Source organism: Cryobacterium sandaracinum (assembly GCF_004403415.1).
Lineage (GTDB): Bacteria > Actinomycetota > Actinomycetes > Actinomycetales > Microbacteriaceae > Cryobacterium > Cryobacterium sandaracinum.
Genome location: NZ_SOGO01000025.1, coordinates 101,977 through 124,527, shown reverse-complemented (window position 1 = coordinate 124,527; position 22,551 = coordinate 101,977). Strand labels below are relative to the sequence as shown.

22 protein-coding genes and 1 pseudogene are annotated in these 22,551 nt (G+C 62.8%); 12 read left to right on the top strand and 11 right to left on the bottom strand.

What is annotated here, in order from left to right; genetic code table 11:
* Together ctaD and ctaF are read left to right on the top strand one after the other, a co-directional pair.
* Entirely contained in the window at positions 1–1,743 is a 1,743-nt protein-coding gene (ctaD, locus tag E3T25_RS09145; protein ID WP_134373790.1) for an aa3-type cytochrome oxidase subunit I, read from the top strand.
* Positions 1,744–2,166, top strand: a complete 423-nt coding sequence (ctaF, locus tag E3T25_RS09140) for an aa3-type cytochrome oxidase subunit IV (RefSeq protein ID WP_104102028.1) — start codon at positions 1,744–1,746, stop codon at positions 2,164–2,166.
* Between the two features lie 280 nt (positions 2,167–2,446).
* Here ctaF and E3T25_RS09135 read toward each other — a convergent pair whose 3' ends face one another.
* Genes E3T25_RS09135 through ctaE form a run of 5 tightly spaced genes read right to left on the bottom strand, consistent with a single transcriptional unit; the run spans position 2,447 to position 7,556 of the window.
* Complete coding sequence (locus E3T25_RS09135; protein ID WP_134373788.1) at positions 2,447–3,277, bottom strand: methyltransferase domain-containing protein; 831 nt, start codon at positions 3,275–3,277, stop codon at positions 2,447–2,449.
* A gap of 30 nt (positions 3,278–3,307) precedes the next feature.
* Complete coding sequence (qcrB, locus tag E3T25_RS09130) at positions 3,308–4,927, bottom strand: cytochrome bc1 complex cytochrome b subunit (RefSeq protein WP_174720218.1); 1,620 nt, start codon at positions 4,925–4,927, stop codon at positions 3,308–3,310.
* Positions 4,924–5,997: a cytochrome bc1 complex Rieske iron-sulfur subunit gene (gene qcrA, locus E3T25_RS09125; RefSeq protein WP_134373786.1), complete on the bottom strand. Its 1,074-nt coding sequence runs from the start codon at positions 5,995–5,997 to the stop codon at positions 4,924–4,926. Before qcrA ends, qcrB begins: the two co-directional genes overlap by 4 nt.
* A gap of 55 nt (positions 5,998–6,052) precedes the next feature.
* Positions 6,053–6,865, bottom strand: a complete 813-nt coding sequence (gene qcrC / locus E3T25_RS09120; protein WP_134342895.1) for a cytochrome bc1 complex diheme cytochrome c subunit — start codon at positions 6,863–6,865, stop codon at positions 6,053–6,055.
* A gap of 22 nt (positions 6,866–6,887) precedes the next feature.
* A complete protein-coding gene (gene ctaE / locus E3T25_RS09115) occupies positions 6,888–7,556 on the bottom strand; it encodes an aa3-type cytochrome oxidase subunit III (protein ID WP_134373784.1) in 669 nt (222 codons plus the stop codon).
* 105 nt (positions 7,557–7,661) lie between these two features.
* Here ctaE and trpD point away from each other — a divergent pair, with 105 nt between their 5' ends.
* Positions 7,662–8,714 carry an anthranilate phosphoribosyltransferase gene (gene trpD, locus E3T25_RS09110; RefSeq protein WP_134373782.1) on the top strand — a complete coding sequence of 351 codons (1,053 nt, stop codon included), beginning with the start codon at positions 7,662–7,664 and terminating at the stop codon, positions 8,712–8,714.
* A 35-nt stretch (positions 8,715–8,749) separates the two neighbouring features.
* Here the strand turns inward: trpD and E3T25_RS17690 are convergent.
* Both E3T25_RS17690 and E3T25_RS09100 read right to left on the bottom strand, forming a co-directional pair.
* Positions 8,750–10,190 (bottom strand): annotated as a pseudogene (locus E3T25_RS17690) (FGGY family carbohydrate kinase); the annotation flags it as partial.
* A 123-nt stretch (positions 10,191–10,313) separates the two neighbouring features.
* Positions 10,314–11,078, bottom strand: coding sequence for an MIP/aquaporin family protein (locus tag E3T25_RS09100; RefSeq protein WP_104102049.1), 765 nt, complete (start codon positions 11,076–11,078; stop codon positions 10,314–10,316).
* A gap of 224 nt (positions 11,079–11,302) precedes the next feature.
* On the opposite strand from E3T25_RS09100, the gene dhaK reads away from it, so the two are divergent.
* From dhaK to E3T25_RS09080, 4 genes are all read left to right on the top strand, one after another.
* The gene (gene dhaK / locus E3T25_RS09095; RefSeq protein WP_134342893.1) at positions 11,303–12,304 is read left to right on the top strand and encodes a dihydroxyacetone kinase subunit DhaK; all 1,002 of its coding nucleotides are present in this window, start codon (positions 11,303–11,305) and stop codon (positions 12,302–12,304) included.
* A 19-nt stretch (positions 12,305–12,323) separates the two neighbouring features.
* Positions 12,324–12,962, top strand: a complete 639-nt coding sequence (gene dhaL / locus E3T25_RS09090) for a dihydroxyacetone kinase subunit DhaL (RefSeq protein ID WP_104102053.1) — start codon at positions 12,324–12,326, stop codon at positions 12,960–12,962.
* 1 nt (position 12,963) lies between these two features.
* Positions 12,964–13,650, top strand: a complete 687-nt coding sequence (gene dhaM / locus E3T25_RS09085) for a dihydroxyacetone kinase phosphoryl donor subunit DhaM (protein WP_134342891.1) — start codon at positions 12,964–12,966, stop codon at positions 13,648–13,650.
* A 133-nt stretch (positions 13,651–13,783) separates the two neighbouring features.
* Positions 13,784–13,996 (top strand): hypothetical protein, encoded by a 213-nt coding sequence (locus E3T25_RS09080; RefSeq protein WP_134342890.1) that lies wholly within the window; start codon positions 13,784–13,786, stop codon positions 13,994–13,996.
* Between the two features lie 969 nt (positions 13,997–14,965).
* Here E3T25_RS09080 and E3T25_RS09075 read toward each other — a convergent pair.
* The 3 genes from E3T25_RS09075 to E3T25_RS09065 all read right to left on the bottom strand — a co-directional run bounded on the left by E3T25_RS09075 (position 14,966) and on the right by E3T25_RS09065 (position 17,926).
* Positions 14,966–16,393, bottom strand: coding sequence for a site-specific recombinase (locus E3T25_RS09075; protein ID WP_241980762.1), 1,428 nt, complete (start codon positions 16,391–16,393; stop codon positions 14,966–14,968).
* A 79-nt stretch (positions 16,394–16,472) separates the two neighbouring features.
* Complete coding sequence (locus E3T25_RS09070; protein WP_134373780.1) at positions 16,473–16,817, bottom strand: helix-turn-helix domain-containing protein; 345 nt, start codon at positions 16,815–16,817, stop codon at positions 16,473–16,475.
* Entirely contained in the window at positions 16,814–17,926 is a 1,113-nt protein-coding gene (locus E3T25_RS09065) for a tyrosine-type recombinase/integrase (RefSeq protein ID WP_134373778.1), read from the bottom strand. The genes E3T25_RS09070 and E3T25_RS09065 overlap by 4 nt, the downstream gene beginning before the upstream one ends.
* Before the next feature lie 450 nt (positions 17,927–18,376).
* Here E3T25_RS09065 and E3T25_RS09060 point away from each other — a divergent pair, with 450 nt between their 5' ends.
* Positions 18,377–18,901 (top strand): HdeD family acid-resistance protein, encoded by a 525-nt coding sequence (locus tag E3T25_RS09060; RefSeq protein ID WP_166785105.1) that lies wholly within the window; start codon positions 18,377–18,379, stop codon positions 18,899–18,901.
* An 84-nt stretch (positions 18,902–18,985) separates the two neighbouring features.
* On the opposite strand, the gene E3T25_RS09055 is transcribed toward E3T25_RS09060, so the two are convergent.
* Positions 18,986–19,777, bottom strand: coding sequence for an SDR family oxidoreductase (locus E3T25_RS09055; protein ID WP_233191461.1), 792 nt, complete (start codon positions 19,775–19,777; stop codon positions 18,986–18,988).
* Positions 19,778–19,893: 116 nt separating this feature from the next.
* Between E3T25_RS09055 and E3T25_RS09050 the strand changes: the two genes are divergently transcribed.
* The 4 genes from E3T25_RS09050 to E3T25_RS09035 all read left to right on the top strand — a co-directional run bounded on the left by E3T25_RS09050 (position 19,894) and on the right by E3T25_RS09035 (position 22,550).
* Positions 19,894–20,364: an NfeD family protein gene (locus E3T25_RS09050; RefSeq protein WP_174843026.1), complete on the top strand. Its 471-nt coding sequence runs from the start codon at positions 19,894–19,896 to the stop codon at positions 20,362–20,364.
* Between the two features lie 20 nt (positions 20,365–20,384).
* Positions 20,385–21,344 (top strand): SPFH domain-containing protein, encoded by a 960-nt coding sequence (locus E3T25_RS09045; RefSeq protein ID WP_369827983.1) that lies wholly within the window; start codon positions 20,385–20,387, stop codon positions 21,342–21,344.
* Between the two features lie 6 nt (positions 21,345–21,350).
* On the top strand, positions 21,351–22,094 hold the full coding sequence (locus tag E3T25_RS09040) for a glycerophosphodiester phosphodiesterase family protein (protein WP_134373772.1): 744 nt from the start codon (positions 21,351–21,353) through the stop codon (positions 22,092–22,094).
* A 90-nt stretch (positions 22,095–22,184) separates the two neighbouring features.
* Positions 22,185–22,550, top strand: a complete 366-nt coding sequence (locus E3T25_RS09035) for an RNA polymerase-binding protein RbpA (protein WP_104102069.1) — start codon at positions 22,185–22,187, stop codon at positions 22,548–22,550.
* The last annotated feature ends 1 nt before the right edge of the window (position 22,551 follow it).

Genomic DNA, 22,551 nt, shown 5'->3' with positions numbered 1-22,551 from the left:
ATGACTACTACTACCACTAGGGCACCTTCCGCGCCGGCAGCCCCCACTGCCCCGCGTCGGCCCACCGGTGTCGAGCGCAAGGGCAACGTCATCGTCCGGTGGATCACCTCCACTGACCACAAAGTCATCGGGTACATGTACCTGATCACGTCGTTCGTCTACTTCTGTCTTGCCGGTGTCATGGCGCTGGTTATCCGCGCACAGCTTTTCGCCCCCGGCCTCGAGGTCGTCCAGACGAAGGAGCAGTACAACCAGCTCTTCACAATGCACGGCACGATCATGCTGCTGATGTTCGCTACGCCTCTGTTCTTCGGGTTCGCCAACTCCCTCATGCCGCTGCAGATCGGCGCCCCCGACGTGGCCTTCCCCCGGTTGAACGCCTTTTCCTTCTGGGCCTTCTTCTTCGGCAGTCTCGTCGCCGTCGGTGGATTCCTCACTCCGCAGGGTGCCGCATCCTTCGGCTGGTTCGCCTATCAGCCTCTGGCCAGTACGACGTTCTCCCCAGGCGTCGGTGGCAACCTGTGGATGGTCGGGCTCGGGCTGAGCGGCTTCGGCACCATTCTCGGCGCCGTGAACTTCATCACCACGGTAATCACGATGCGCGCCCCCGGAATGACCATGTTCCGGATGCCGATCTTCACGTGGAACACCATGGTCACGTCGATCCTCATCCTGATGGCCTTCCCCGTTCTCGCCGCAGCCCTTCTGGCCGCCGCGTCCGACCGCATTTTCCTCTCGCACATCTACGATCCGGCCAACGGTGGAGCCATCCTGTGGCAGCACCTGTTCTGGTTCTTCGGTCACCCTGAGGTGTACATCATCGCACTGCCGTTCTTCGGCATCGTTTCGGAAGTCTTCCCGGTCTTCAGCCGCAAGCCGATCTTTGGATACAAGACCCTCATCTACGCGACCATCTCCATCGCGGCGCTGTCCGTGGCGGTCTGGGCGCACCACATGTACGTCACCGGCTCTGTCCTGCTGCCGTTCTTCTCCCTGATGACCATGCTGATCGCCGTTCCGACCGGGGTGAAGATCTTCAACTGGATCGGCACCATGTGGCGTGGCTCGCTGACCTTCGAAACGCCCATGTTGTGGGCCCTCGGCTTCCTGGTCACCTTCACCTTCGGTGGCCTCACCGGCGTCATCCTTGCCTCGCCGCCGCTCGACTTCCACGTCTCGGACACCTATTTCGTCGTCGCGCACTTCCACTACGTCATCTTTGGAACCGTGGTATTCGCGATGTTCAGCGGGTTCTACTTCTGGTGGCCGAAGTGGACCGGCAAGATGCTCAATGAGAGCCTCGGCAAGTGGCACTTCTGGTTCCTCTTCATCGGTTTCCACACCACCTTCCTGGTGCAGCACTGGCTGGGCGTCGTCGGCATGCCGCGTCGGTACGCGTCGTACCTGCCCGAAGACGGCTTCACCTGGATGAACCAGTTGTCCACGGTCGGTTCGGTCATTCTCGCGATCTCGATGATCCCGTTCTTCCTGAACGTCTATATCACCGCCCGTAAGGCACCGCAGGTCACCGTGAACGACCCGTGGGGCCACGGCGGCTCGCTCGAGTGGGCTACCTCCTGCCCGCCGCCGCGCCACAACTTCACCTCCATCCCGCGCATCCGGTCCGAGCGCCCCGCGTTTGACCTGAACCACCCGGAGGCGCCCATGACAGTCGGAATCGGGCCGGCGAAGGACGCCCCGGATGCCCCCACGTACGACGTAGCGTCGAAAAGGACGAAGTAAATGAGAGCCAACGTCAATCTCCTTTGGGTTCTGAGCGGGTTCTTCGTGGTGGTCACGACGGCCTATGTGGTCTGGGGTCTTCTTGACCCTAACCAGAACAAGATCGAGTGGGCGGGGACGTTCACACTCGGCCTGTGCGCGATCTTCTTCAGCTTCGTCGCGTTCTACCTGAGCCGGGTGCACAGTGCTCAGGGTGGCGAGCTTCCTGAAGATCGTCTTGACGCGAATATCGACGACGGCGACCCTGAGGTTGGTTTCTACAGCCCGTGGAGCTGGTGGCCCATCCTCTTGGCTGCCAGTGCTGCTCTGCTCTTCATGGGGCTGGCTGTCGGCGTGTGGATCTCGATCATCGCGTTGGGCATCGGGGTCATCTGCCTCGTCGGCTGGGTATACGAGTACTATCGGGGCAATTTCGCTCGCTGATCCGAACCGAATACGTGCTTCCGGCACAAGCGGCGGCGTCCAGAACCCAGGTTCTGGGCGCCGCCTGTGTTCATGCCCGGCACATCGCTTCGGAGTGACACGTTCGGGCAATTTCCCAGGTCCACGCAGCCTGATCCACAGTTCCCGCCCGCACGGCCTCGAACGAATGCGACGGAGATTCTCCGGTATACGCGTCTTTCCGGCCCGTCGGGGTGCGATTCTGCCAGAATCTCCGTCGAATTCGCTCAGGTCGTGGGACGCTACGCGTGGCTGCCGGGCTTCAGATCGTGATGCGACGGTAGCCGAGTAACTCGAAGGACGCCGTGACGGTCTGCACGCCGCTGAGATGGACCGTCAGCGCGTCGAAATCCGTGTGGTGAGCTGACGGACCCATCCCGATCAGAGCGGATACCTGGGCCGGGTTGAGGCGCAGCGAAGACGACAACTCGTCCCGTGTTTCCAGTTCGAAAGCGGGGGACAGCGCCTCGGACAGGTGCTCGACTTTGTTCGCGGGCACGTCCAACGCCAGACCGGACGCCCTGAGCTCCTGCAGGTGGGACGCGTGCGGCACGACGACGACGAGCAGACCGTCTTCGCGCAGGACCCGGTGAAATTCAGACGGGTTCCGGGGAGCGAATACGTTAAGGAGTACATCTGCTGATCCGTCCCGCACCGGCAGCGGGGACCAGACATCCGCCACGAGCCCGTCGATGTTGTCCCGGCCGCTCACTGTGCGCCCGACCGCCACGGGGGAAAGGTCTATTCCCAGGGCGCGCGCATCTGGACAGAGCGCGAAAACCCCCTGCAAGTAGTATCCGGTTCCACAGCCGATGTCCATGACCCGGGAGGGGTTCTCAGCCGCCACCCGCTCAGCAAGGCGGCTGCGCAGCGGCTCGTACCAGCCGGTCTCGAGGAAAAGTGCTCTCGCGTCGACCATCGCGACGCTATCGCCGATCAGCCGGCGCGAACCGCCTGCCAGTGACACGTATCCGCGCTTGTTCACGTCGAAAGAGTGACCGGCCCCGCAGCGCAGCGTCAGCGGCTCGGCGGGGGAAAGCGGAAGAAAACAGTTCGGGCACCGAAGCCACTCCGACAGGGTCTGGAGGGACATCGATGCCCGTTCTGTGTTCGCGGCCGGAGCCTAGTGGTGGTGGTCGTGCGTCCGTACGAGTTCAGTGGTCGATACCGGTTCGATCCGGTCCTCGAAGAACCAGCGGGACAGTCCGGCACGAGCCTTTTGGCCCACCGTGATTTTGCCCTTGGCGTTCGGGCGGATCATGAGCGGCTTGTAGTCGTTGTAGCTGACCAGCTTCCAGCGCTCGTATTCATCAACGGGCTGGTGAACCTCGATGTACTCGCCACCGGGTAGACGCACGATACGCCCGGACTCGTAACCGTGCAGAACGATCTCACGGTCCTTCTTCTGCAAAGCCAGGCAGATACGTTTCGTCACGAAGAAGGCGATGAAGGGCCCCACAATCACCAGGAACTGCATGGTGTGGATTACGCCTTCCATCGTCACCTTGAAGTGCGTTGCGATGATGTCCGAGGAGGCCGTGGCCCACAGCGCCGCGTAGAACGTGACTCCGGCGGCACCGATCGCGGTGCGTGTCGGGGCGTTCCGGGGACGGTCGAGGATGTGGTGCTCACGCTTGTCTCCGGTGACCCACCCCTCGATGAACGGGTAGATAAGCACGACCAGGATGAACAGGCCCAGCGAAACCAACGGGATCAGGATGTTGAAGGACCAGGTGCGATCCAGCCAGACCATCTCGAGTCCCGGCGGGATCAGGCGCAGGGCGCCGTCAGCGAAACCGATGTACCAGTCCGGCTGTGTTCCGGCCGAAACGGGGGAGGGATCGTAGGGACCGTAGTTCCAGATGGGGTTAATCGTAAACAGCGACGCCATCAGCATCACGATGCCGAAGACGATGAAGAAGAAGCCACCGGCCTTGGCCGCGTACACGGGAAGAACCGGGTAGCCGACTACATTCTGGTTGGTGCGTCCGGCACCGGGGTACTGCGTGTGCTTGTGTACGACGACGAAGAGCAGGTGCATCGCGATCAAAGCCACGATAATGGCCGGCAGCAGCAGAATGTGGAGGGAGTACAAGCGTCCAACGATCGCCTCGCCCGGGAACTCTCCGCCAAAGAGGAGGAACGAAATCCAGGTTCCGACCAGCGGGATGCCCTTGACCATTCCGTCGATGATACGCAAGCCGTTTCCGGAGAGCAGGTCGTCGGGGAGGGAGTACCCGGTGAATCCTTCGGCCATGGCCAGGATGAACAGAACAAACCCGATGACCCAGTTGAGCTCGCGCGGCTTGCGGAACGCACCGGTGAAGTAGATGCGGAGCATGTGCAAGCCGATTGCAGCCACGAAGAGCAGTGCTGCCCAGTGGTGGACCTGGCGCATGAGGAGCCCGCCACGAATATCAAAGGAGATGTCCAGGGAGGATGCCATCGCGGCAGACATCTCCACACCCTTGAGTGGCATGTACGAACCGTCGTACTCCACCGGCGTCATCGAAGCGCTGAAGAAGAACGTGAGGAACGAACCGGACAGCAGGATGATGACGAAGCTGTAGAGGGCAACCTCACCGAGCAGGAAAGACCAGTGGTCGGGGAAGATCTTGCGACCCAGTTCCTTAACCGCGGTCGAAATGCTGGTGCGTTCGTCGATGTAGTTCGCGGCGGCCCCGGTGAGGCCACCGGACTTCTTTGTTTCGACCAAGTCAGTAGTCGTAGTTGTAGTGCTCAATTCCGCTCCCAGAAACTCGGTCCGACGGGTTCAGTGAAATCGCTTTGTGCAATGAGATATCCCTCGGAGTCTACCGTGATGGGCAGCTGCGGCAACGGGCGCTTGGCCGGTCCGAAGATGACTTCGCACTGGTTCGTCACATCGAACTGCGACTGGTGACAGGGGCACAGGAGCGTGTGGGTCTGCTGTTCATAAAGCGCGACCGGGCATCCGACGTGCGTGCAGATCTTTGAGTAGGCGACAATGCCGTCGTACGACCAGTCCTTCTTGTCGGCGGTCTCATTGATGTCTTCCGGCTTCAGCCTCATCAGAAGAACTGCGGCCTTGGCCTTCTCTTCGAGTTTGCCGTGGCCGAGGTCCTGCAATCCTTCGGGAATCACGTGGAAGGCCGAGCCGAGGGTGACGTCGGAGGCCTTGATCGGTGTGCCCGTGGGGTCGATCGCGAGCCTGGTGCCCTTCTTCCACATGGTGTGTTCGAGAGCTGCAGCCGGATTGGTGTCCTGCGGGCCCAAGCCGCGGAACAGCACGACGGCCGGCAGCGGAAAGGCGATCAAGGCACCGATGAGGCTGTTTCGGATGAGCGAACGGCGACCGATGCCCGATTCAACATTGGCCTCGTGAAAGATCTCGACCGCGCGTTCGCGGGTCTCGTCCGACCCCCGCACCGGGTGGCGCTCGTCGACGCCTTCGTGGTCGAACATGAGCGCCTTGCCCCAGTGCACGGCGCCGATGCCGATTGCCAGCAGGGCGAGAGTGAGGCCGAGACCAATGAAGAGGTTGTTCAGACGAACCGAATCCGGTTCCTCAGGGATGATCGGGAAGACCATATACGCCACGATCGCGAACACACTGCCCACGATCGACAGGTAAAAGAGCGTGTAGACGGTTCGCTCGGCGCGACGCTCCGCGCTGGGGTTGAGGTCGGTGACGCGCGGTCGGTGCGGGGGGAGACCCGGATTGGCCACGGCATCCCGTACGACGACGGCGGTGCCTGCGGGAGCCCCCTCATGCCCGACGCTCGACGAGTCAGCAGCGGTCAAGTCCTTCCCGCTGTTATCGTCCTTGGCCATTGTTCTCCTTCATCGGAATTCTCATAAAACAGTTTGTGTCAGACCTGGTCGGTGATCAGTTCGACTTGGCGGTGATCCACACCGTCAGGGCAACGATCGACCCAAGACCGAAGATCCAGAGGAAAAGACCTTCCGAGACCGGTCCGAGGGCACCCAGAGCGAATCCACCGGGGGACGGGTTGTTGTCCAGGTACTTGAGGTACGTAATGATGTCCCGCTTGCTCTCCGGGGAAATGTTCATGTCGTTGAACACGGGCATGTTCTGCGGGCCGGTGACCATGGCCTCGTAGATGTGCTTCTCCGTAACCCCGGCCAGGGCAGGCGCATACTTGCCCTGAGTGAGGGCACCACCGGCGCCGGCGACGTTGTGGCACATTGCGCAGTTGATGCGGAACAACTCGGCGCCCTTGGCGGCATCGCCCTCGGCGTCGAGGAGAGACGGATCCGGAAGTGCCGGACCCGGCGCAAGGGACGCCACGTAAGCGGCGAGCGACACGATCTGCTCGTCTGTGAACTGGACCGCCTTCTTCTCAGCCTGCGGTCCGTTCAACTGCATCGGCATGCGTCCGGTGCCCACCTGGAAGTCGACCGATGCAGCGCCGACGCCGATCAGGCTGGGGCCAGCATTGGTGCCCGCTGCTTCCAATCCGTGACAGGTGGCGCAGTTGGCCGCAAAGAGTTTCTGCCCTTCGCCGACGGTTTGCTGCGACGCAGCGTTCGTCTCCGCACTGGCCGTGCTCGTGCTGAAAGCCGCGTATGCGCCTCCGGTGAAGAGGAGTCCGATCGCGATGAGGGCGACGCTGGCAAGCGGGCTGCGACGGCCGGCTTTGCGACCGTCGGACTGCTTCGGTGTGCTAAACGTGGTCATACGTGGTGTCCACTCCGACTTTCTATTTAAGAACGTAAATGACGAGGAACAGCCCGATCCAGACAACGTCGACGAAGTGCCAGTAGTACGACACGACGATGGCGCTCGTTGCTTCCTTGTGACCGAAGTTCTTGACCGCGAAGGCGCGCCCGATGACGAGCAGGAACGCGATCAGGCCGGCAGTCACGTGAATACCGTGGAAACCGGTGGTGAGGTAGAACGCGGATCCGTACGCGTTGCTGGTAAGCGAGACGCCCTCGGAAACGAGAGTCGCGTACTCGAAGACCTGACCGGACACGAATATGGCGCCGAGGGCGTAGGTGAGGAAGAACCACTCGACCATGCCCCACTGGCTCGGTTTCCATCCGGTCGAACGTGATTGCAGGCGTTCTGCCGCAAAAACTCCGAACTGGCAGGTCACCGAAGAGGACACGAGGATCAGTGTGTTCACAAGGGCGAATCCGAAGCCGTGCTTCTCCGTCTCGAATAACCACAAGTCAGGCGACGTCGACCGCAGCGTGAAGTAGATGGCGAAGAGCCCGGCGAAGAACATGACTTCGCTGCCCAACCAGACGATAGTGCCAACAGCCACGCTGTTGGGCCGGTTAACAACGGGCGCATTGACCGCGTAAGTAATTGATGGACTCGTCACTCTTCTATTATGGCCGATTTGCGTATCGGTTATTGTCATCGGGGCGGACCTGTCGCTCAATTACCGGAATGACTACCTGATTGGAACAAACGCGCCCCGGGAAGCGAATTCGGGACGGATCGTCGATCTCGCTAAAATCGATCCATGCTTGAAATTCAGTCCTGGCCAAACGTCCTCAGTGCTCTGCTTTCGGGGAAGGACCTCAGCGTCTCCGATGCCGCGTGGAGCATGGAGCAGGTCATGCTGGGGGAGGCAACTCCGGCGCAGCTGGCCGGCTTCCTCGTAGCCCTGCGCGCCAAGGGCGAAACCGTGGACGAAATCGTCGGGTTTCGGGATGCGATCCTCGACCATGCCGTACCGCTGGCGGTGAACCCGATGGCCCTGGACATCGTCGGCACTGGTGGGGATCGGTTCGGCACCGTCAACATCTCGACGATGGCCTCCATCGTCTGCGCCGGGGTCGGCGTTCCCGTGATCAAACACGGCAACCGGGCCTCAAGCTCGGCGTCCGGTTCGTCGGACGTGCTTGCTGCCCTCGGCATTGACCTGTCACTGTCTGCCGACAAGGTTGCTGCCATTCTGGATACGGCCGGGATCACCTTCGCCTTCGCTGCCGCTTTCCACCCGGGGTTCCGTCACGCAGCGCTTGCGCGCAAGGAGCTCGGCATCCCCACGGTGTTCAACTACCTCGGCCCGTTGTGCAATCCGGCCCGTCCCGAGGCGTCAGCAGTGGGAGTCGCAAACCTGGACCGAGTTCCGCTCATCGTGGGTGTATTCCAGACACGCGGGGCGACGGCCCTGGTCTTCCGCGGTGACGACGGTCTCGATGAGCTGACCACGACCGGCCACAGCCATGTCTGGGAGGTGTCGCGGGGCCTGGTGACGGAGCACGACATCGATCCGCGTGACCTAGGAATCCGACGGGCCTCGATCAATGAGCTCGTTGGCGGGGACGCTGAGCACAATGCGGCCGTCGTTCATTCAGTGCTGGCCGGTGAGGTCGGTGCGGTGCGTGACATCGTCCTGCTGAACGCGGCCGCCGGCCTGGTCGCGTTTGACCTTGCAAACGATCCCGCGCAGTCTCAAGTCAATATTATCGAGCGCTTTCGCACTAAAATGGTGGTGGCCGCGGAGGCAGTCGACTCCGGTGCGGCCACGGCCAAGCTCGCTGAGTGGGTCGCGGCCAGTCGGGTGTGACCCGGCTGGCCCAGACAAAACGAGACGAGCTTGACGACGTCTTTGTCAACCCAGCCGAACGTCTTGGTAACGGCCTTTTTCCAGTTGCGCATCTGTCGGTTCGGCTCTTCTTCGCCCATTTGCGGGGTCCACCGGCTGTCCTCCCGCCAGTTGGCCCGCAGTTCGTCAAGGTCACCCCAGAACCCGACCGCCAGTCCGGCGGCGTACGCGGCGCCCAGAGCCGTGGTTTCGGCCACGACCGGTCGCACCGCTGGCACGCCGATGATGTCGGCCTGGAACTGCATCAGCGTGTTGTTGCCGATCATGCCCCCGTCAACCTTCAGCTCGGTAAATGGAACACCCGAGTCGGCGTTAACCGCGTCCAGGACCTTCCGGGTCTGAAACGCGGTCGCTTCGAGGGCGGCGCGGTCGATGTGGCCCTTGTCCACGAATCGGGCCAGGCCGACGAGGGCACCACGGGCGTCCGAGCGCCAGTTCGGCGCGAAGAGTCCGGAGAAGGCGGGCACGAAGTAGGCGCCGCCACTGTCATCGACCGTTTTGGCAAGCGTCTCGATTTCCTCGGGGGTACTGATCATTCCCAGATTGTCTCGCAGCCACTGCACGAGGGAGCCGGTGACCGCGATGGAGCCGTCCAGCGCATAGTGGGGTTCGGCGTCGCCGAGCTTGTAGCCGAGCGTGGTGAGTAAACCGTTCTTGGAGTGGATGATATCGGTGCCTGTGTTGAAGATCAGGAAGGCACCGGTGCCGTTGGTATTCTTCGCCTCACCTTGGTCGAAGGCCGGCAGTGGCCGCTCGCGATGCCGTAGACCTCGGACGACGAACGAATCTCGGGCAGCATCGACTTGGGTTCCCCGAAGGCGGCGAGGATGTCGTCGTCCCATTGCAGAATCTCGAGATCCATGAACACGGTGCGGCTGGCGTTGGTCACGTCCGTGGCGTGCACGCCGCCTTCGAGACCGCCGGTCAGGTTCCACAGCACCCAGGAGTCCGTCGTGCCGAACATCAGATCGCCGGCTTCGGCCTTGCGCGCGCGTCATTCACCTCCTCGAGAATCCAGACGATCTTCGTTCCGGAGAAGTACGTCGCCAGAGGGAGCCCCACCTGGGCCTTGAACCGTTCGACTCCGCCGTCGGCGACGAGACGGTCCACCATGGGCTGGGTGCGGGTATCTCACCAGACAATCGCGTTGTGGACGGGCAGCCCGGTGCGGCGGTCCGAGACCACTGCGGTCTCATGCTGGTTGGTGATTCCCACAGCCTCGATGTCATGCCGAGTCAGGTTCAACTTGGACAAAGCCTGGCCGATCACTTCACGGGTGTTGTCCCAAATTTCCATCGGGTCGTGCTCGACCCAGCCGGCCCGAGGGAAGATCTGCTCGTGCTCGTGCTCGTGCTCGTGCTGACCGATCGCGATCACCGAGCCTGCGTTGTCGAAGATGATCGCTCGGGAACTCGTGGTTCCCTGGTCGATTGCGATTACGTACTCGGCCTTGGAATACCTCCTTGGATTGCGAGAATCAGTGCTTGACGCGGCGCACGCCGCTGCGTGAAGCCACACAGCGCGGGCCGATTCAATGACTGAACCGGCCCGCGGGAAGGATTACGTGAGGACGGGCAATAGGAACAGGGAAGCCCATCCGGCGAGCATGCCGCCAATGACCGGACCCACGACAGGAACCCAGGAATAGGCCCAATCAGACGTTCCCTTGCCCTTGATCGGCAGGACGAAGTGCGCGATGCGGGGCCCCAGGTCACGAGCCGGGTTGATGGCGTATCCGGTCGGCCCACCGAGCGAGGTGCCGATGACGATAACTAGCAGCGCGACGGGCAGTGCGCCGAGCGCGGCCAGTCCGCCACTCTCGCCCTGGCGCCCGCCACCGAACGCCAGAACGACGAAGACAAGCACGAATGTGCCGATGATCTCGGTTGTCAGGTTCCATCCGTAGGAGCGGATGGCCGGACCGGTCGAGAAGACGCCGAGTTTGTTGGCGGAGTTGGGCTCAGCGTCGAAGTGCTGTTTGTAGGCCAGCCAGCAAAAGACGGCTCCGATGAAGGCGCCGAGGAGCTGACCCGCGATGTAGGTGAGGACAGACAGGAAGTTCACGGGAACGCCCGAACCGAACTCCGTTGCACCCGATGTCACCAGGCCGAGGGTGACTGCCGGGTTAAGGTGTGCACCAGAATTGTAGGCGACGATGACACCGGCGAAGACCGCGAAACCCCACCCGATGGTGACCATGAGGAATCCGCCGCCGAGGCCCTTGTTCTTGGCCAGCGCGACGTTGGCGACCACACCGGTTCCGAGGAGGACGAGTATCCCCGTGCCCAGCACTTCCGATAAGAATACGACTCCAATATTGTCCACGTTGACCTTTCTTGGTGAGGCTGAAGATGCCGGAGCGACCCAGAGCGGTGAGCGATCGGCGTTACCATAGCGCGGCGATTAACGCAGCGGAATGGGCCGGTGGACGCATAATTCACCGCCCCTTACCGGCAGCGAGGGCAGCGCGTAGGTTGAGCCTAAAGTGCATAGCGCTCCACAACAGCCCGTCGACGGGCCGTCCAACCACCTCGATCGAAGGAAGAGACATGAAGAAACTCGTCAATGATCCTAAGAATGTCGTCGCTGAGGCCGTGGCCGGGTTCGGCGCGGCCCACGCCGATATCGTCCGGATTTCGACGGAACCGATCTACATCGTGCGCACGGAAGCTCCCGTTGCCGGGAAAGTGGGTCTGGTCAGCGGAGGAGGAAGCGGACACGAGCCACTTCACGGTGGGTTCGTCGGGTTCGGGATGCTGGACGCAGCCGTACCCGGGGCCGTTTTCACCTCACCGACACCCGACCCGATCCTCGCCGCGACGAAGGCGGTCGATGGGGGAGCGGGGGTGCTCCACATCGTCAAGAACTACACCGGGGACGTCTTGAATTTCGAGACCGCCGCCGACCTCGCCGCCGCGGACGGAATCGAGGTCCGCTCGGTGATCGTCAACGACGACGTCGCCGTGAAGGACTCGCTGTACACGGCCGGGCGACGTGGCGTGGCCGGGACGGTCCTGGTCGAGAAGATCGCTGGAGCGTCGGCTGAGCGCGGAGACGCCCTGGAGACCGTCGCCGCGATCGCAGAGAGGGTCATCTCCGGTGTGCGTTCGATGGGTGTGGCGCTGACGCCGTGCGTTGTTCCCCACGCCGGGGAAGGCAGCTTCACGCTCGCCGACGATGAGATCGAGATCGGGATCGGCATCCACGGCGAGCCGGGGCGCGCGCGGATCAAGCTGGAGCCGGCCGACGCCATCGTCGACCGGCTCCTCGGCCCTATCCTTGAGGACATCCCGTTCGTAGCCGGGGACGAGGTGCTGCTCTTCGTCAACGGAATGGGCGGCACACCGCAAATCGAGCTGTACATCGTGTTTCGACGGGCCGCCGAGGTGTTGGCCGAACAGGGGATCGAAGTATCCAGGACACTCGTCGGGAACTTTACGACGTCTCTCGAGATGCAGGGAACATCCATCACCGTGCTGAAACTCGATGACGAACTGACTGCCCTGTGGGATGCGCCGGTCCAGACGGCAGCGCTACGGTGGGGACGATAGGCCGGTAGAAGGAGATCCAATGAAGCTAGACGGCACGTGGGCGAAAGCCTGGATCAGGACCAGCGCGGCGGTAATGAATGAGCACCGTGTGGAATTGATTGATCTGGACCGTGAAATCGGCGATGGTGATCATGGCGAAAACATGGACCGCGGTTTCCAGGCGGTGCTGTTGAAACTCGATGACCTTTCGTCCGAGGCGAACCCCGGGGACGTCTTCAAACTCGTCGCAACCACGTTGATCTCAACCGTGGGCGGTGCGGCGGGTCCACTGTATGGAACAGCGTTCCTCAAGGCGGCCGTGGCCATCACCGGCTCGGCTGATCTTGACGGGGCCGCTCTAGTCGCATTCCTGGCGGCCGCGCGAGACGGCATCGTCCTGCGCGGCAAGGCGGAACCCGGAGACAAGACCATGGTCGATGCCTGGACTCCGGCGGTCGACGCCGCCGAAGCAGCCCGTGCCGACGGTGCGAACGACCTGGCGATTTTGATGGCGGCGGCAGCTGCCGCCGAGGCAGGGGCAGAGGCGACGGAACCCTGGGTTGCGCGCAAGGGACGGGCTAGCTACCTCGGCGAACGGGCCATCGGTCACCGCGACCCGGGAGCGCAGTCTTCGGCCCTGCTGTTGCGAGCAGCTGCCGACACCGCAGCGACCGCCTGAAATGACCGCCACAGAGGGGCTTGTCGGCCTCGTTTTCATCTCCCACAGCTCGAAGATCGCCGACGGTCTCCTCGATCTGGCAACCCAGATGGCACCCCAAACGAGGATGGTCCCGGCCGGTGGGACAGACGACGGGGGTATCGGCACGAGCTTCACGAAGGTGGTCAGCGGCATTGCACAGGCTGACGCCGGCGCCGGCGTCGTGCTCCTCTGCGACCTGGGCTCCGCGATCCTGACGGCCGAAACCGCGTTGGATTTCCTCGGAGACGCGGCGCGTGCCCGAGTACGAATCGTGGATGCGCCTCTGGTCGAGGGGGGTGTGGCTGCGGCCGTCGCCGCCGAGATTGGGGGAGACATCGAGTCTGTCGTGCGGGCCGCGCAATCCGCAGCCGGGGCCGTCTCCGCAGCTGGGGCGGAACCAGCGCTGCCGCCGGTGGTCACGCGAACCGTTACCCTGGTGAACAAGGATGGTCTGCATGCCCGACCGGCTGCTGACTTCGTGAAGCTCGCCAATACGTTCGAGGCACGAGTCACCGTGAACGGCAGGGATGCATCCAGTCTGCTCGCCGTGATGTCACTCGGACTCATCCGCGGCATGACCGCGAAGATCTCCTCCTCGGATGAGGCCGGAGCGGCAGCCGTTGCCGCTCTGGGAGACCTTCTGGAATCGGGCTTCGGAGAAGAATAGACGCAAAGCACACGCATCTGGTCGATTTTGAAACTCGGCGTAGTCTGAGCACATGGACAAAGACAGGGAACCGCCGGTGAGCAGTCCTACTCGCCACTCCGACCGAGTGGATCCGCGATTCGCGGATACGGACGTGCCGACCGATCTGAAGGAATGCCCGGTCTGTGGGCAGACCATGCGTGCACATTTGATCGAGCGCGGCGCCCATGACACTATCCTTACGTGCCCCGTGCCGCATCCGGGCGCGTGGGACCGGGACGCGTTCCTGCCCGTGAACGAATTCGGGATGGTCCTGCGCCCGCACGAACCGGAGAACACCGACAAGGAAATCGACCGCCCAGAATGAGTCCGGCGGCGGCGGTTCGGCTAACCGTCGCCAAATGTCTGCACAAGGGTCCAAATCCACCGCTGGACACATTCCGGCACATTCCGGCACGATGCGGGACGCTTCGGAAGTGATCCTATGCCTCACCTGATCAGGCGAAAGCATCGTCTAAGTGGAAACTGGACTTATCTGAAAGGGTCCTAATGGTTCCCGTTGCTGAGCCTGGGGGGGTCTGCGCTGTGGTGATTTGAGGTTGATGTAGTCGGCGTGGGGCGCTCCAGCGGCGGCGTGCTGACTGACAGGGGAGTCGTGGCGCCAGTTACGGAACGACGGCTTATGGAAATCGCGGCGGGCCAGAACCAGTAGGTTGTGGCTATGCGTATCAGGGGGTTTCGAGGGGCGAGTGCGGTTCTGGCGGCGGGTTGTTTGGCGGTGGCGATGATCGGCTGTTCTGGGTCGGTACCGGAAGCTGGTGGACCAATTTCTGCGCCGACGATGACCGTAACCATAACTCCAACCCCGACGCCGATCCCTGAAACCGATACATGCGACAACGCTTTCACCGCCGACCTGAATTCGAAAATGGCGACGGACGGACTCACTTTCCGTGCTGACGGCCCCCGCGAAGAACTGGACTCATTGGTCGGAGCTGACGGTCTGCGATGTGAGTGGACGAAACCGCAGACGGACCTGACCGTTCGGTACGCGAACTGGACCCGGGATATGCCGGCTTGGGATGTTCTGAGAGCTCAGCTTCTGGCTGATGGGTATATCGAGACCGGCCCGCGGTCGGTTAGCCGGCCGATACCGGAGTTCGACTCCGCGTACCGCTACCGCGACGGCGTCATCCACTACGCGAGCCCAGCCCGTTTCATCGGGTGGATAACTGCACTGCAGTAGGCGCTCGCGGATGGTGCCCACGAGCAGAACGAACGTGTTGCGCATGGCGGGTTTCGGCCAAAGCGGGAACTGGACTTATCCGAAAGGGTCCTAATCCTTCACGGAACTGAGCCTGGGCGAGGGCCGGAGCTGTGATGATTTGAGGTTGATGTAGTCGGCGTGTGGTGCTCCGGCGGCGGCGGCGTGCTGGTGGATTGTCTCGCTGCTATATCCCAGGGAAATGGCCAAGGCGGTGGGATTGAGCTCTCTGGCGAGGTCGCGCAGGGCGGTGTTTCTGACGCCGTTGAGGTCGATTCCCCAGCTGCGAAGTCGGTTCAGCATGTTTTCTGGATGGGTGTGTTGGCCAGGCAGGTTGCCGGGAAAGAGCCAAGGGCTGTCGGTGTTGACAGTTTGCTGGTTGGGGCGGTTGTGGACGTAGTCCCAGAAGGTTGCCGCGACTTGTGCGGGCAGTAGGGCTGGCACCGATCCCAGACGCAGGTATAGGCCATCGGGTCGCGCTTCGAGGGCGCTGGTTTTCAGGGCTGCGATCTTTCCGACCGGGTGTGCGTAAAGCAGCAGGATAAGTGCGGCGACGCGGTCTGCGGCGGGCATTTCTCCGGTGGTGAGGCAGGCGCGGATGTGGTCGATTCTGGCTGCCTGCGTCAGGATCGGGGTCGATTGTGCTTCACGACGGGGGACCCGGACTTTCGCGATCTCGTGTGATGTGACGAGCGAGGCGATGAAGGTGTTGATGGCATGGCGAGTGGATGGTCCGGAGGCGAGGTAGTCGTCGAGGTGCGATTGACGGATATCGGTGTAGGTGGTGTCGTGCTCGGATAGGAGCCAGGCGAGGAATCGTCCTGACTCGGTGATTTCCTGCTTCGCTGACCGGACGGCGAAGTTCATGTTCGTGCCGGGCAACGACTTCGCCCGGAGTCGTTTCAAGTGATGCCACCGGCCGAAGCGTTCGATCGGTCCTTGGATCTCGCGATGGTCAGCAAGAGACACGATTCTCTTCTCGAGCCAGCGTTCGAACGCCGCCAGTTGGCGGTCCCGGGGCGGCAGCATGCCGTGATGGGTGAGTGTTTCGCGAAGGTGTTCGACGGCGTTGGATGCGGGTAGGGCGTCGAAGGCCTCGTGGCTGATGGCCAGTTCCCTGGTGCCCAGTCGGGTGAGGAGGGCACTGGCGCCGATGCCGCGTTTCCAGGTATAGATGCTCTCGGGTCGCTCGGCATTGGCGAAGACAGCGACGAGGCGTTTGAGCCGGAGGTCCGGGGGAGTGTTGGGTTGGAGGGTTGCGGTGAGGTCGGCGCGGAGGACGCAGCGGATGCAGTTGCCGTTACGAAATCGTTCGGCTTCATCGCCGCAGGTGTCGCAGTGCAGGAGTGTGGTGATGCCGGCGCAGTCACGGCAGGTGTTCGATCCGTCCGCGTCTTTGCCAGGGAGCAGGCGTGTGTCGCCGCAGGTAGCGCAAGGGCCGCGGGTGTGTGTGGCTGTGGTGAAGCAGATCCCGCAAATGGCGCCGTCGGGCCAGTGCACTCGAATCTTCGCGACCAGACCACCGCAGCGGTCGCAGTGCAGGGTGCCTGGGGTTCGGGGGCGTCCGCGGGTGCGGTGCTCAGTCGTCATCGTCGAGGATGCGGGCGCGGACGGGTTTGTATGCGTCGGCGAAGTTGACGATGTTCTCGCCGGAGGCGATTGTTCGTTCTTGGCGTTGGCTCTTGGCGTTCGCTGCGGTGAAGGTGACGAGCTCGTTCGCCTCAACGTTGAAGATGTCGCAGAGAGCGGTCAGGACTTTGAAGGAGATCCGCTCGGGATCCTGGGCGACGAGTCGATAGATCTGCGACCCCGAGAGCGTGATGCCGCGTTCTCGGAGCGGGGCGACGAGTTCTCGGCTGTTCTTCATGCCGTGGCGCGCCATGAGCTCGCGTGCGCGCCAGCGGTACTCGATTTCTCGTTTCATGATTTTTCCTCCCACGGGGTGCTGTTGGTGGTCGCGTTGATCGTGCGCTCGAGGACGCGGTTCAACGCCCGGGTTTGGTAGTCGCTGGAGACTGCCGTGTAAATGGATGTGGTCGACGCATGGAGGTGGCCAACTTGTTGTTGGACGAACGTGTGCTCGAAGCCATAGAACTCGAACAGGTGGGTGACGTAGGACCGGCGAAGGGAATGCATGTCCAGGCCGGCCGGGAAGCCCAGCTCGTTGACGTAGGCGCGGAAGCGTCGCCGTAGATTCGACTTCGGCACGACGAGGCCCTGGCTGGTGGGGAACAGGTCGGTCGGTTGAGCGGCAAGGTGAGGCAGTCCGGTGCGGATCCACCGGTGAACGGCCTCAGGCGACCACTCGAACACGGTGAGAACGGAGCGGCGCTTGGGCGCATACCCTTTCTGGACCTTCCCGTAACGGACGTGGAGGACACCGAAGTCGCCGAACTGGGGCGAGTGCGGGTTGCGGGAGAAATCGACCAGCTGCAGGTGGGTCACCTCGTTGGCGCGAAGTCCCCAGGCGTAGGCGGTCTTGAACGCGATGGCATCGCGGTAGGCGGCGATGGCGCCCTTGCGTCCCGAGTTGATGACACGCTCGACCTCGACGTCGGCGAGATCGAAGAAGTCCTGCAGCTCACGACGCGAAAACAGGCGTTTCGTTGCCCGCTGTTCATTCTGTTGCGTGTGGGTGGCCCGGTTGAAGTCGGTGATGATCTGAGTGACGGGCCGGCCAAAGGAACGTCCGCAGACTTCGCTCCAGTCGTAGGCCGGATCGGTGAGGAAGTCGCAAAACAGTTTGAGGTTGGTTTGATACGCCCGGACGGTGGCCTGGGACAGGTTTGATACCGAGCGCGTGTAAGCGAAGTAGTCCTCGACGTCCGCGAACGTCCATTCCCACGGGAAGTGCCCGGTGAAGTCCGCGAACCGACAGATCGTTCGTTCGCGTCCAGAAATGGTTTCGTGCCGGAAATTGCGGGAGTGCTGTTGGCGGCGCCAGCTGTCGACCATGTCGGTGAAAACGGCATCCGGGCTGGTCGCCTCGGGGCGCAGAGGCAGATGGGTTACTTGGCCCGATGCAACGCTCATAAGCCCCCTCAACCTGTCTGCAAATTATGCTCTTCAAATGCAAAACATGCAAAGGACTCGGCGTGAAACCGCGGAAATACGGGGATCCCGAGAGGATATGCGCCGCGAAATTCCCCACGTTGAGGCGGAGCGCTCAGACCTTGACCAGTGCAGATATAGCGCCCCGCATCTCAGAGAAACAGCGGAAGTTCCTGACGCGGCCAGCGCTCCGGCGGATAAATACCAGGGGAGTCCTATTCTGCAATTCCTGCAATAGATGCATTACGCGCTGACATAATGTGCATTATCGGTCTACCAGTGAAGAGGTCTGGACGTGCTGGCCGGACTCGACTACTTTGTGCGACACGGCACGTTCCCAGAATCCGAGAGGCAGCTGAAATGCCCACTACCGTTACGGCCTTCGATCTGTCGTTGGATTAGAGAGCGCTCAGCACGTCACAAATCACCGGTGTGCGCCTGGCCATCGCTGGCACCGGCCTGCTGGCCCTGGTCGTCGGCGTCCTGATCCTGTCCTGGCCGGACGCCACCGTCGGCTCCCTCAAGATCCTCTTCGGCCTGTACTTTTTGATCAGCGGCATCGTTCACGTAGGCCGAGGATTATTCACACAGGGTGCGTCCGGCAGTAGCCGGGTTGTGAACATCCTGCTCGGCGTGCTGCTGATCGTCGGCGGTATCGTGGCAATCAGAAACCCTTCGGACACCCTGGCAGTGCTCGGGATGCTCATCGGGATCTCCTGGATCGTGGAAGGTGTGGCCGGATTGGTCGAGACGGCTCCGGACTCCAGCAGGTGGTTCGGTGCGGTCTTCGGCGCCATCGCCGTCGTGACCGGCGTCGTGGTGCTCTTCTCCCCCGTCGAGTCGGTCACCATTCTGGTCACGATCGGCGGAGTGTTCCTCGTTCTGTCCGGGATCATCCAAATGGCGCAGGCCTTCATGTTCGGCCGGGGCCGGTCGGCGACACTCGATACGGCGTAGCCGCTCGGCGCGGCCGCTCGGCGCGGCCGCACGGCGCGGCCGCACGGCATTCGCCAGGCCGCACTGCACGTGCTGCCCGCGACGTCAGTTTCGACTGGCGGCTTCGCCGACGTAGTCCGCGATGTCCCCGACGTACCTGGTGTTGTTCTCCGGCACGGCCTCGACGGCCGCCAACGCAACCTCGGCGCCGAATTCGCTGACGTTGTACAGCCGGCCGGCGGCATCCTTACGCGCGGTCATGGTGCCCGGGCTGGCTCGCTCGAGCAGGACGGCGGTGACCGTGCCCTCAATGATGTCGCCGGAGACAACGACGAAACCGATGCCGGCCTCGGCGAACTCGGGGATGAGGGCGCGCAGTGCGTCCTCACCGGCGCGCTTGCTCCGGGCGACCGGCTCGTATTCGGCCATGGTGGTCGTGGTCTCGACGAAGTGGGCTTGGTGGCTGGTGACGAACACCACGCGGGCACCCGGAGCGAGCAAGGGCCGTGCCGCGTGCAGCAGGTTGACCTGGGCGTCCCGGTTCAGCTGCATGGCGTAATCCTCGGCCATGCCGCTTTCCATGCCACCGGAGGCGTTCATGACGAGGATGTCGAGGCCGCCGAACTCCGCACGGATGGTTTCGAACATGGACTCGACGGATGCAGCATCCGTCAGATCTGCGCCGACCGTGATTGCCGTGCCACCTGCGGCGCGGATCGCATCGGCGACCTTGATCGCCCGTGCCTCCTTGTTACGGAAGTTGATCGCGACGCTGGCGCCCGCCTCGGCGAGGAGGCCGACGGTGGCCGCTCCGACACCACGGGACGACCCCGTGACCAGGGCGCGTTTGCCGATGAGAGAGCCGGCGTCGAGGGGATTTTTGGGTGCAGTAGTCACAACGCCCAACCCTACCAACATGAGCGGCGGGACTCAGCCTCGGCCAGTCTCGACTCCGGCCAACGAGCAGGTGATAGCTTCGAGAGGGAAACGTCACGTGAGAGGCTCCAAAATTGATGGCTGACCTGACCGACTACTTGTGGATCGTGTGGCTCGTCTTCATCCTCGTCTGTGTGATCATCGAGCTGCTGTCTCTCGAGTTCACCTTTCTGATGATTGCTGTCGGAAGCCTGGCCGGCCTGGGGGCGAACCTGCTGGGAGCCGTGTGGTGGCTCCAGATCGTCACGGCCGCCGTGGTATCCGTGCTCCTCATCCTGCTCATACGCCCGGTTCTCCTGCGGCTGATGAGGAAGGGTGCCGATCACACACCGAGCAATGTCGCCGCACTGCTCGGCATGACCGCACAAGTACTGTCCACCGTTCGCCCCTCGGGTGGAATGGTCAAACTGGCCAACGGCGAAACCTGGTCAGCCCGCCTCTCCCCCGACACCGACACGCAATCCGCCGAACCCGGTGAGATTGTTCGCGTGACCGCGATCGAAGGCTCCACCGCCGTCGTTCATCCCTCGGAAAGGAACATCACATAGTGCTCTCCACCGGTGAATTCATTGGGCAAATCTTCATTGCCGCCCTCCTCTTGGTACTCGGGGTGTTCGTCGTCGTCGTTCTAGTCCGGGCCATCAAGATCATCCCGCAGGCCAACGCCGGCGTCGTCGAGCGTCTGGGCAAGTATCACAAGACGCTCGAGCCGGGCCTGAACATCCTGGTTCCCTTCATCGACCGGGTGCGACCCTTGCTGGACATGCGCGAACAGGTCGTTTCCTTCCCCCCGCAGCCGGTGATCACGGAGGACAATCTCGTGGTGTCCATTGACACCGTGGTCTATTTTCAGGTCACGGATGCACGTGCCGCCACCTACGAAATCGCGAATTACCTGGGCGCGGTCGAGCAGCTCACGACGACGACCCTGCGCAATGTGGTCGGTGGCCTCAACCTTGAAGAGGCGCTGACCAGCCGCGACAATATCAACGGGCAACTACGGATCGTGCTGGACGAGGCGACCGGCAAGTGGGGTATCCGAGTCGGACGGGTGGAGCTGAAGGCGATCGACCCGCCCCTGTCCATCCAGGATTCGATGGAGAAGCAGATGCGCGCCGAGCGTGACCGCCGCGCGGTCATCCTGACCGCCGAGGGCACGAAGCAGTCGGCGATTCTGACGGCCGAGGGAGCTCGGCAGGCCGCCATCCTGTCGGCGGAGGGTGACGCGAAGGCAGCCGTTCTGCGCGCCCAGGGTGAGGCGGAGGCCATCACCACGGTATTCAGGGCGATCCACGACGGTGACCCGGATCCGAAGCTCCTGGCCTATCAGTACCTTCTGACCCTCCCCAAGCTCGCGGAGGGCAGTGCGAACAAGTTGTGGATCGTGCCCAGCGAACTCACCGCCGCGATGAACGGCATCGGGGCGGCGTTCGGCCATGCCGTCGGCGGCTCGGCCGCCCCCGCGCAGACCGCGCAGACCGCGCAGGCCGGGCCGGCCGGCCGGTCCCCCGCCGTCCCGGAGGCGTAGGCGGCGATGTACCTCGAGGGGGTCGGGCCGCGCGTTTTCGCCCATCGCGGCCTCTCCCTTGATGCACCGGAGAACACCCTGCTGGCGTTCCGGCACGCGCTCGCGGTCGGCGCGACCCACATCGAGACGGATGTCCACGCCACGGACGACGGAATCGCCGTGCTCAGCCACGACGCTGAACACGATGTGGCCGGAACCCGCATTCGCCTCGATCAGCTCACCATGGGTGAGCTGCGCCGGGTCGGACTCGGTCAGGGGCAATCCTTCGCGTCCCTTCGCGAGGGACTTGACGTCTTCCCGGAGGCCCGGTTCAACATCGACGTCAAATCATTGGCCGCCGTCGAGGCCACGGCCGCGGCGGTCCGGGACGCCGGCGCCATCGACCGGGTGCTGATCACCTCTTTCTCCGAGAACCGCCGTCGCCGCACGGCTGCGCTGCTCCCCGGGGTGGCCACATCGGCATCCGCGTCGGTCTTGATGCGCGCCATTTTGGCCGCCGAACTGGGCCTTGCCGCTCCGGTTCGGCACTCCCTGAGGAGCTTTGCCGCCGTGCAGGTGCCGGAGTCGGTTCGTTTCCTTCGCATCCTCACTCCCCGCTTCATTCGCGGCATGCACGCGGCCGCGGTGGAGGTGCATGTCTGGACCATCAACGATGCGGAGTCCATGATCCGGCTCCTGGACCTCGGTGTCGATGGGATCGTCACCGACCGGTGCGACCTGGCCGTGGCGATCATCGCGGCGCGAGCCTGAGAGTTCGCTCCGAGAAGTCACATAACGGAAAGATAACGTCCAGCTTGATGGTTTATACCTAGAAGTTGTATCGCGAGAGGAGACCACACGATGGCGGATCGCAGTTTGCGTGGCATGAGGTTAGGCGCACAAAGCCTTCAGAGCGAAGAGGGCGTAACCTTTTCACCACGAGTTAGTCACACGTATCTGTGTGCGACGTGCGCACGGGAGACGGTCATGATCTTCTCGGCAGAGGCGGAAGCTCCTGACGAATGGGAATGTCGCTTCTGTTCACAGACAGCAACCCGGTTGGTTGACTCCAAACCGGTGATAGTGGACCATTCCGACGAGAAAGTACCGCGTACGCATTGGGACATGCTCCTGGAGCGACGCACCCGCGCCGAGCTCGAGGAACTCCTTGAGGAACGGCTGACGTTCCTGCGGGAGCGTCGCGGACAGCAGAAGATCGGCGCCTGAT

Excerpts from the sequence above, each read along its gene's own strand:
- dhaL (WP_104102053.1), top strand. The coding sequence starts at position 12,324 with ATGAAGCTAGACGGCACGTGGGCGAAAGCCTGGATCAGGACCAGCGCG.
- E3T25_RS09035 (WP_104102069.1), top strand. The coding sequence starts at position 22,185 with ATGGCGGATCGCAGTTTGCGTGGCATGAGGTTAGGCGCACAAAGCCTT.
- ctaD (WP_134373790.1), top strand. The coding sequence starts at position 1 with ATGACTACTACTACCACTAGGGCACCTTCCGCGCCGGCAGCCCCCACT.
- qcrC (WP_134342895.1), bottom strand. The coding sequence starts at position 6,865 with ATGACCACGTTTAGCACACCGAAGCAGTCCGACGGTCGCAAAGCCGGC.
- dhaK (WP_134342893.1), top strand. The coding sequence starts at position 11,303 with ATGAAGAAACTCGTCAATGATCCTAAGAATGTCGTCGCTGAGGCCGTG.
- ctaF (WP_104102028.1), top strand. The coding sequence starts at position 1,744 with ATGAGAGCCAACGTCAATCTCCTTTGGGTTCTGAGCGGGTTCTTCGTG.
- E3T25_RS09135 (WP_134373788.1), bottom strand. The coding sequence starts at position 3,277 with ATGTCCCTCCAGACCCTGTCGGAGTGGCTTCGGTGCCCGAACTGTTTT.
- trpD (WP_134373782.1), top strand. The coding sequence starts at position 7,662 with ATGCTTGAAATTCAGTCCTGGCCAAACGTCCTCAGTGCTCTGCTTTCG.
- E3T25_RS09070 (WP_134373780.1), bottom strand. The coding sequence starts at position 16,817 with ATGAAACGAGAAATCGAGTACCGCTGGCGCGCACGCGAGCTCATGGCG.
- E3T25_RS09065 (WP_134373778.1), bottom strand. The coding sequence starts at position 17,926 with ATGAGCGTTGCATCGGGCCAAGTAACCCATCTGCCTCTGCGCCCCGAG.
- ctaE (WP_134373784.1), bottom strand. The coding sequence starts at position 7,556 with ATGACAATAACCGATACGCAAATCGGCCATAATAGAAGAGTGACGAGT.
- E3T25_RS09050 (WP_174843026.1), top strand. The coding sequence starts at position 19,894 with ATGGCTGACCTGACCGACTACTTGTGGATCGTGTGGCTCGTCTTCATC.
- E3T25_RS09040 (WP_134373772.1), top strand. The coding sequence starts at position 21,351 with ATGTACCTCGAGGGGGTCGGGCCGCGCGTTTTCGCCCATCGCGGCCTC.
- dhaM (WP_134342891.1), top strand. The coding sequence starts at position 12,964 with ATGACCGCCACAGAGGGGCTTGTCGGCCTCGTTTTCATCTCCCACAGC.
- qcrA (WP_134373786.1), bottom strand. The coding sequence starts at position 5,997 with ATGGCCAAGGACGATAACAGCGGGAAGGACTTGACCGCTGCTGACTCG.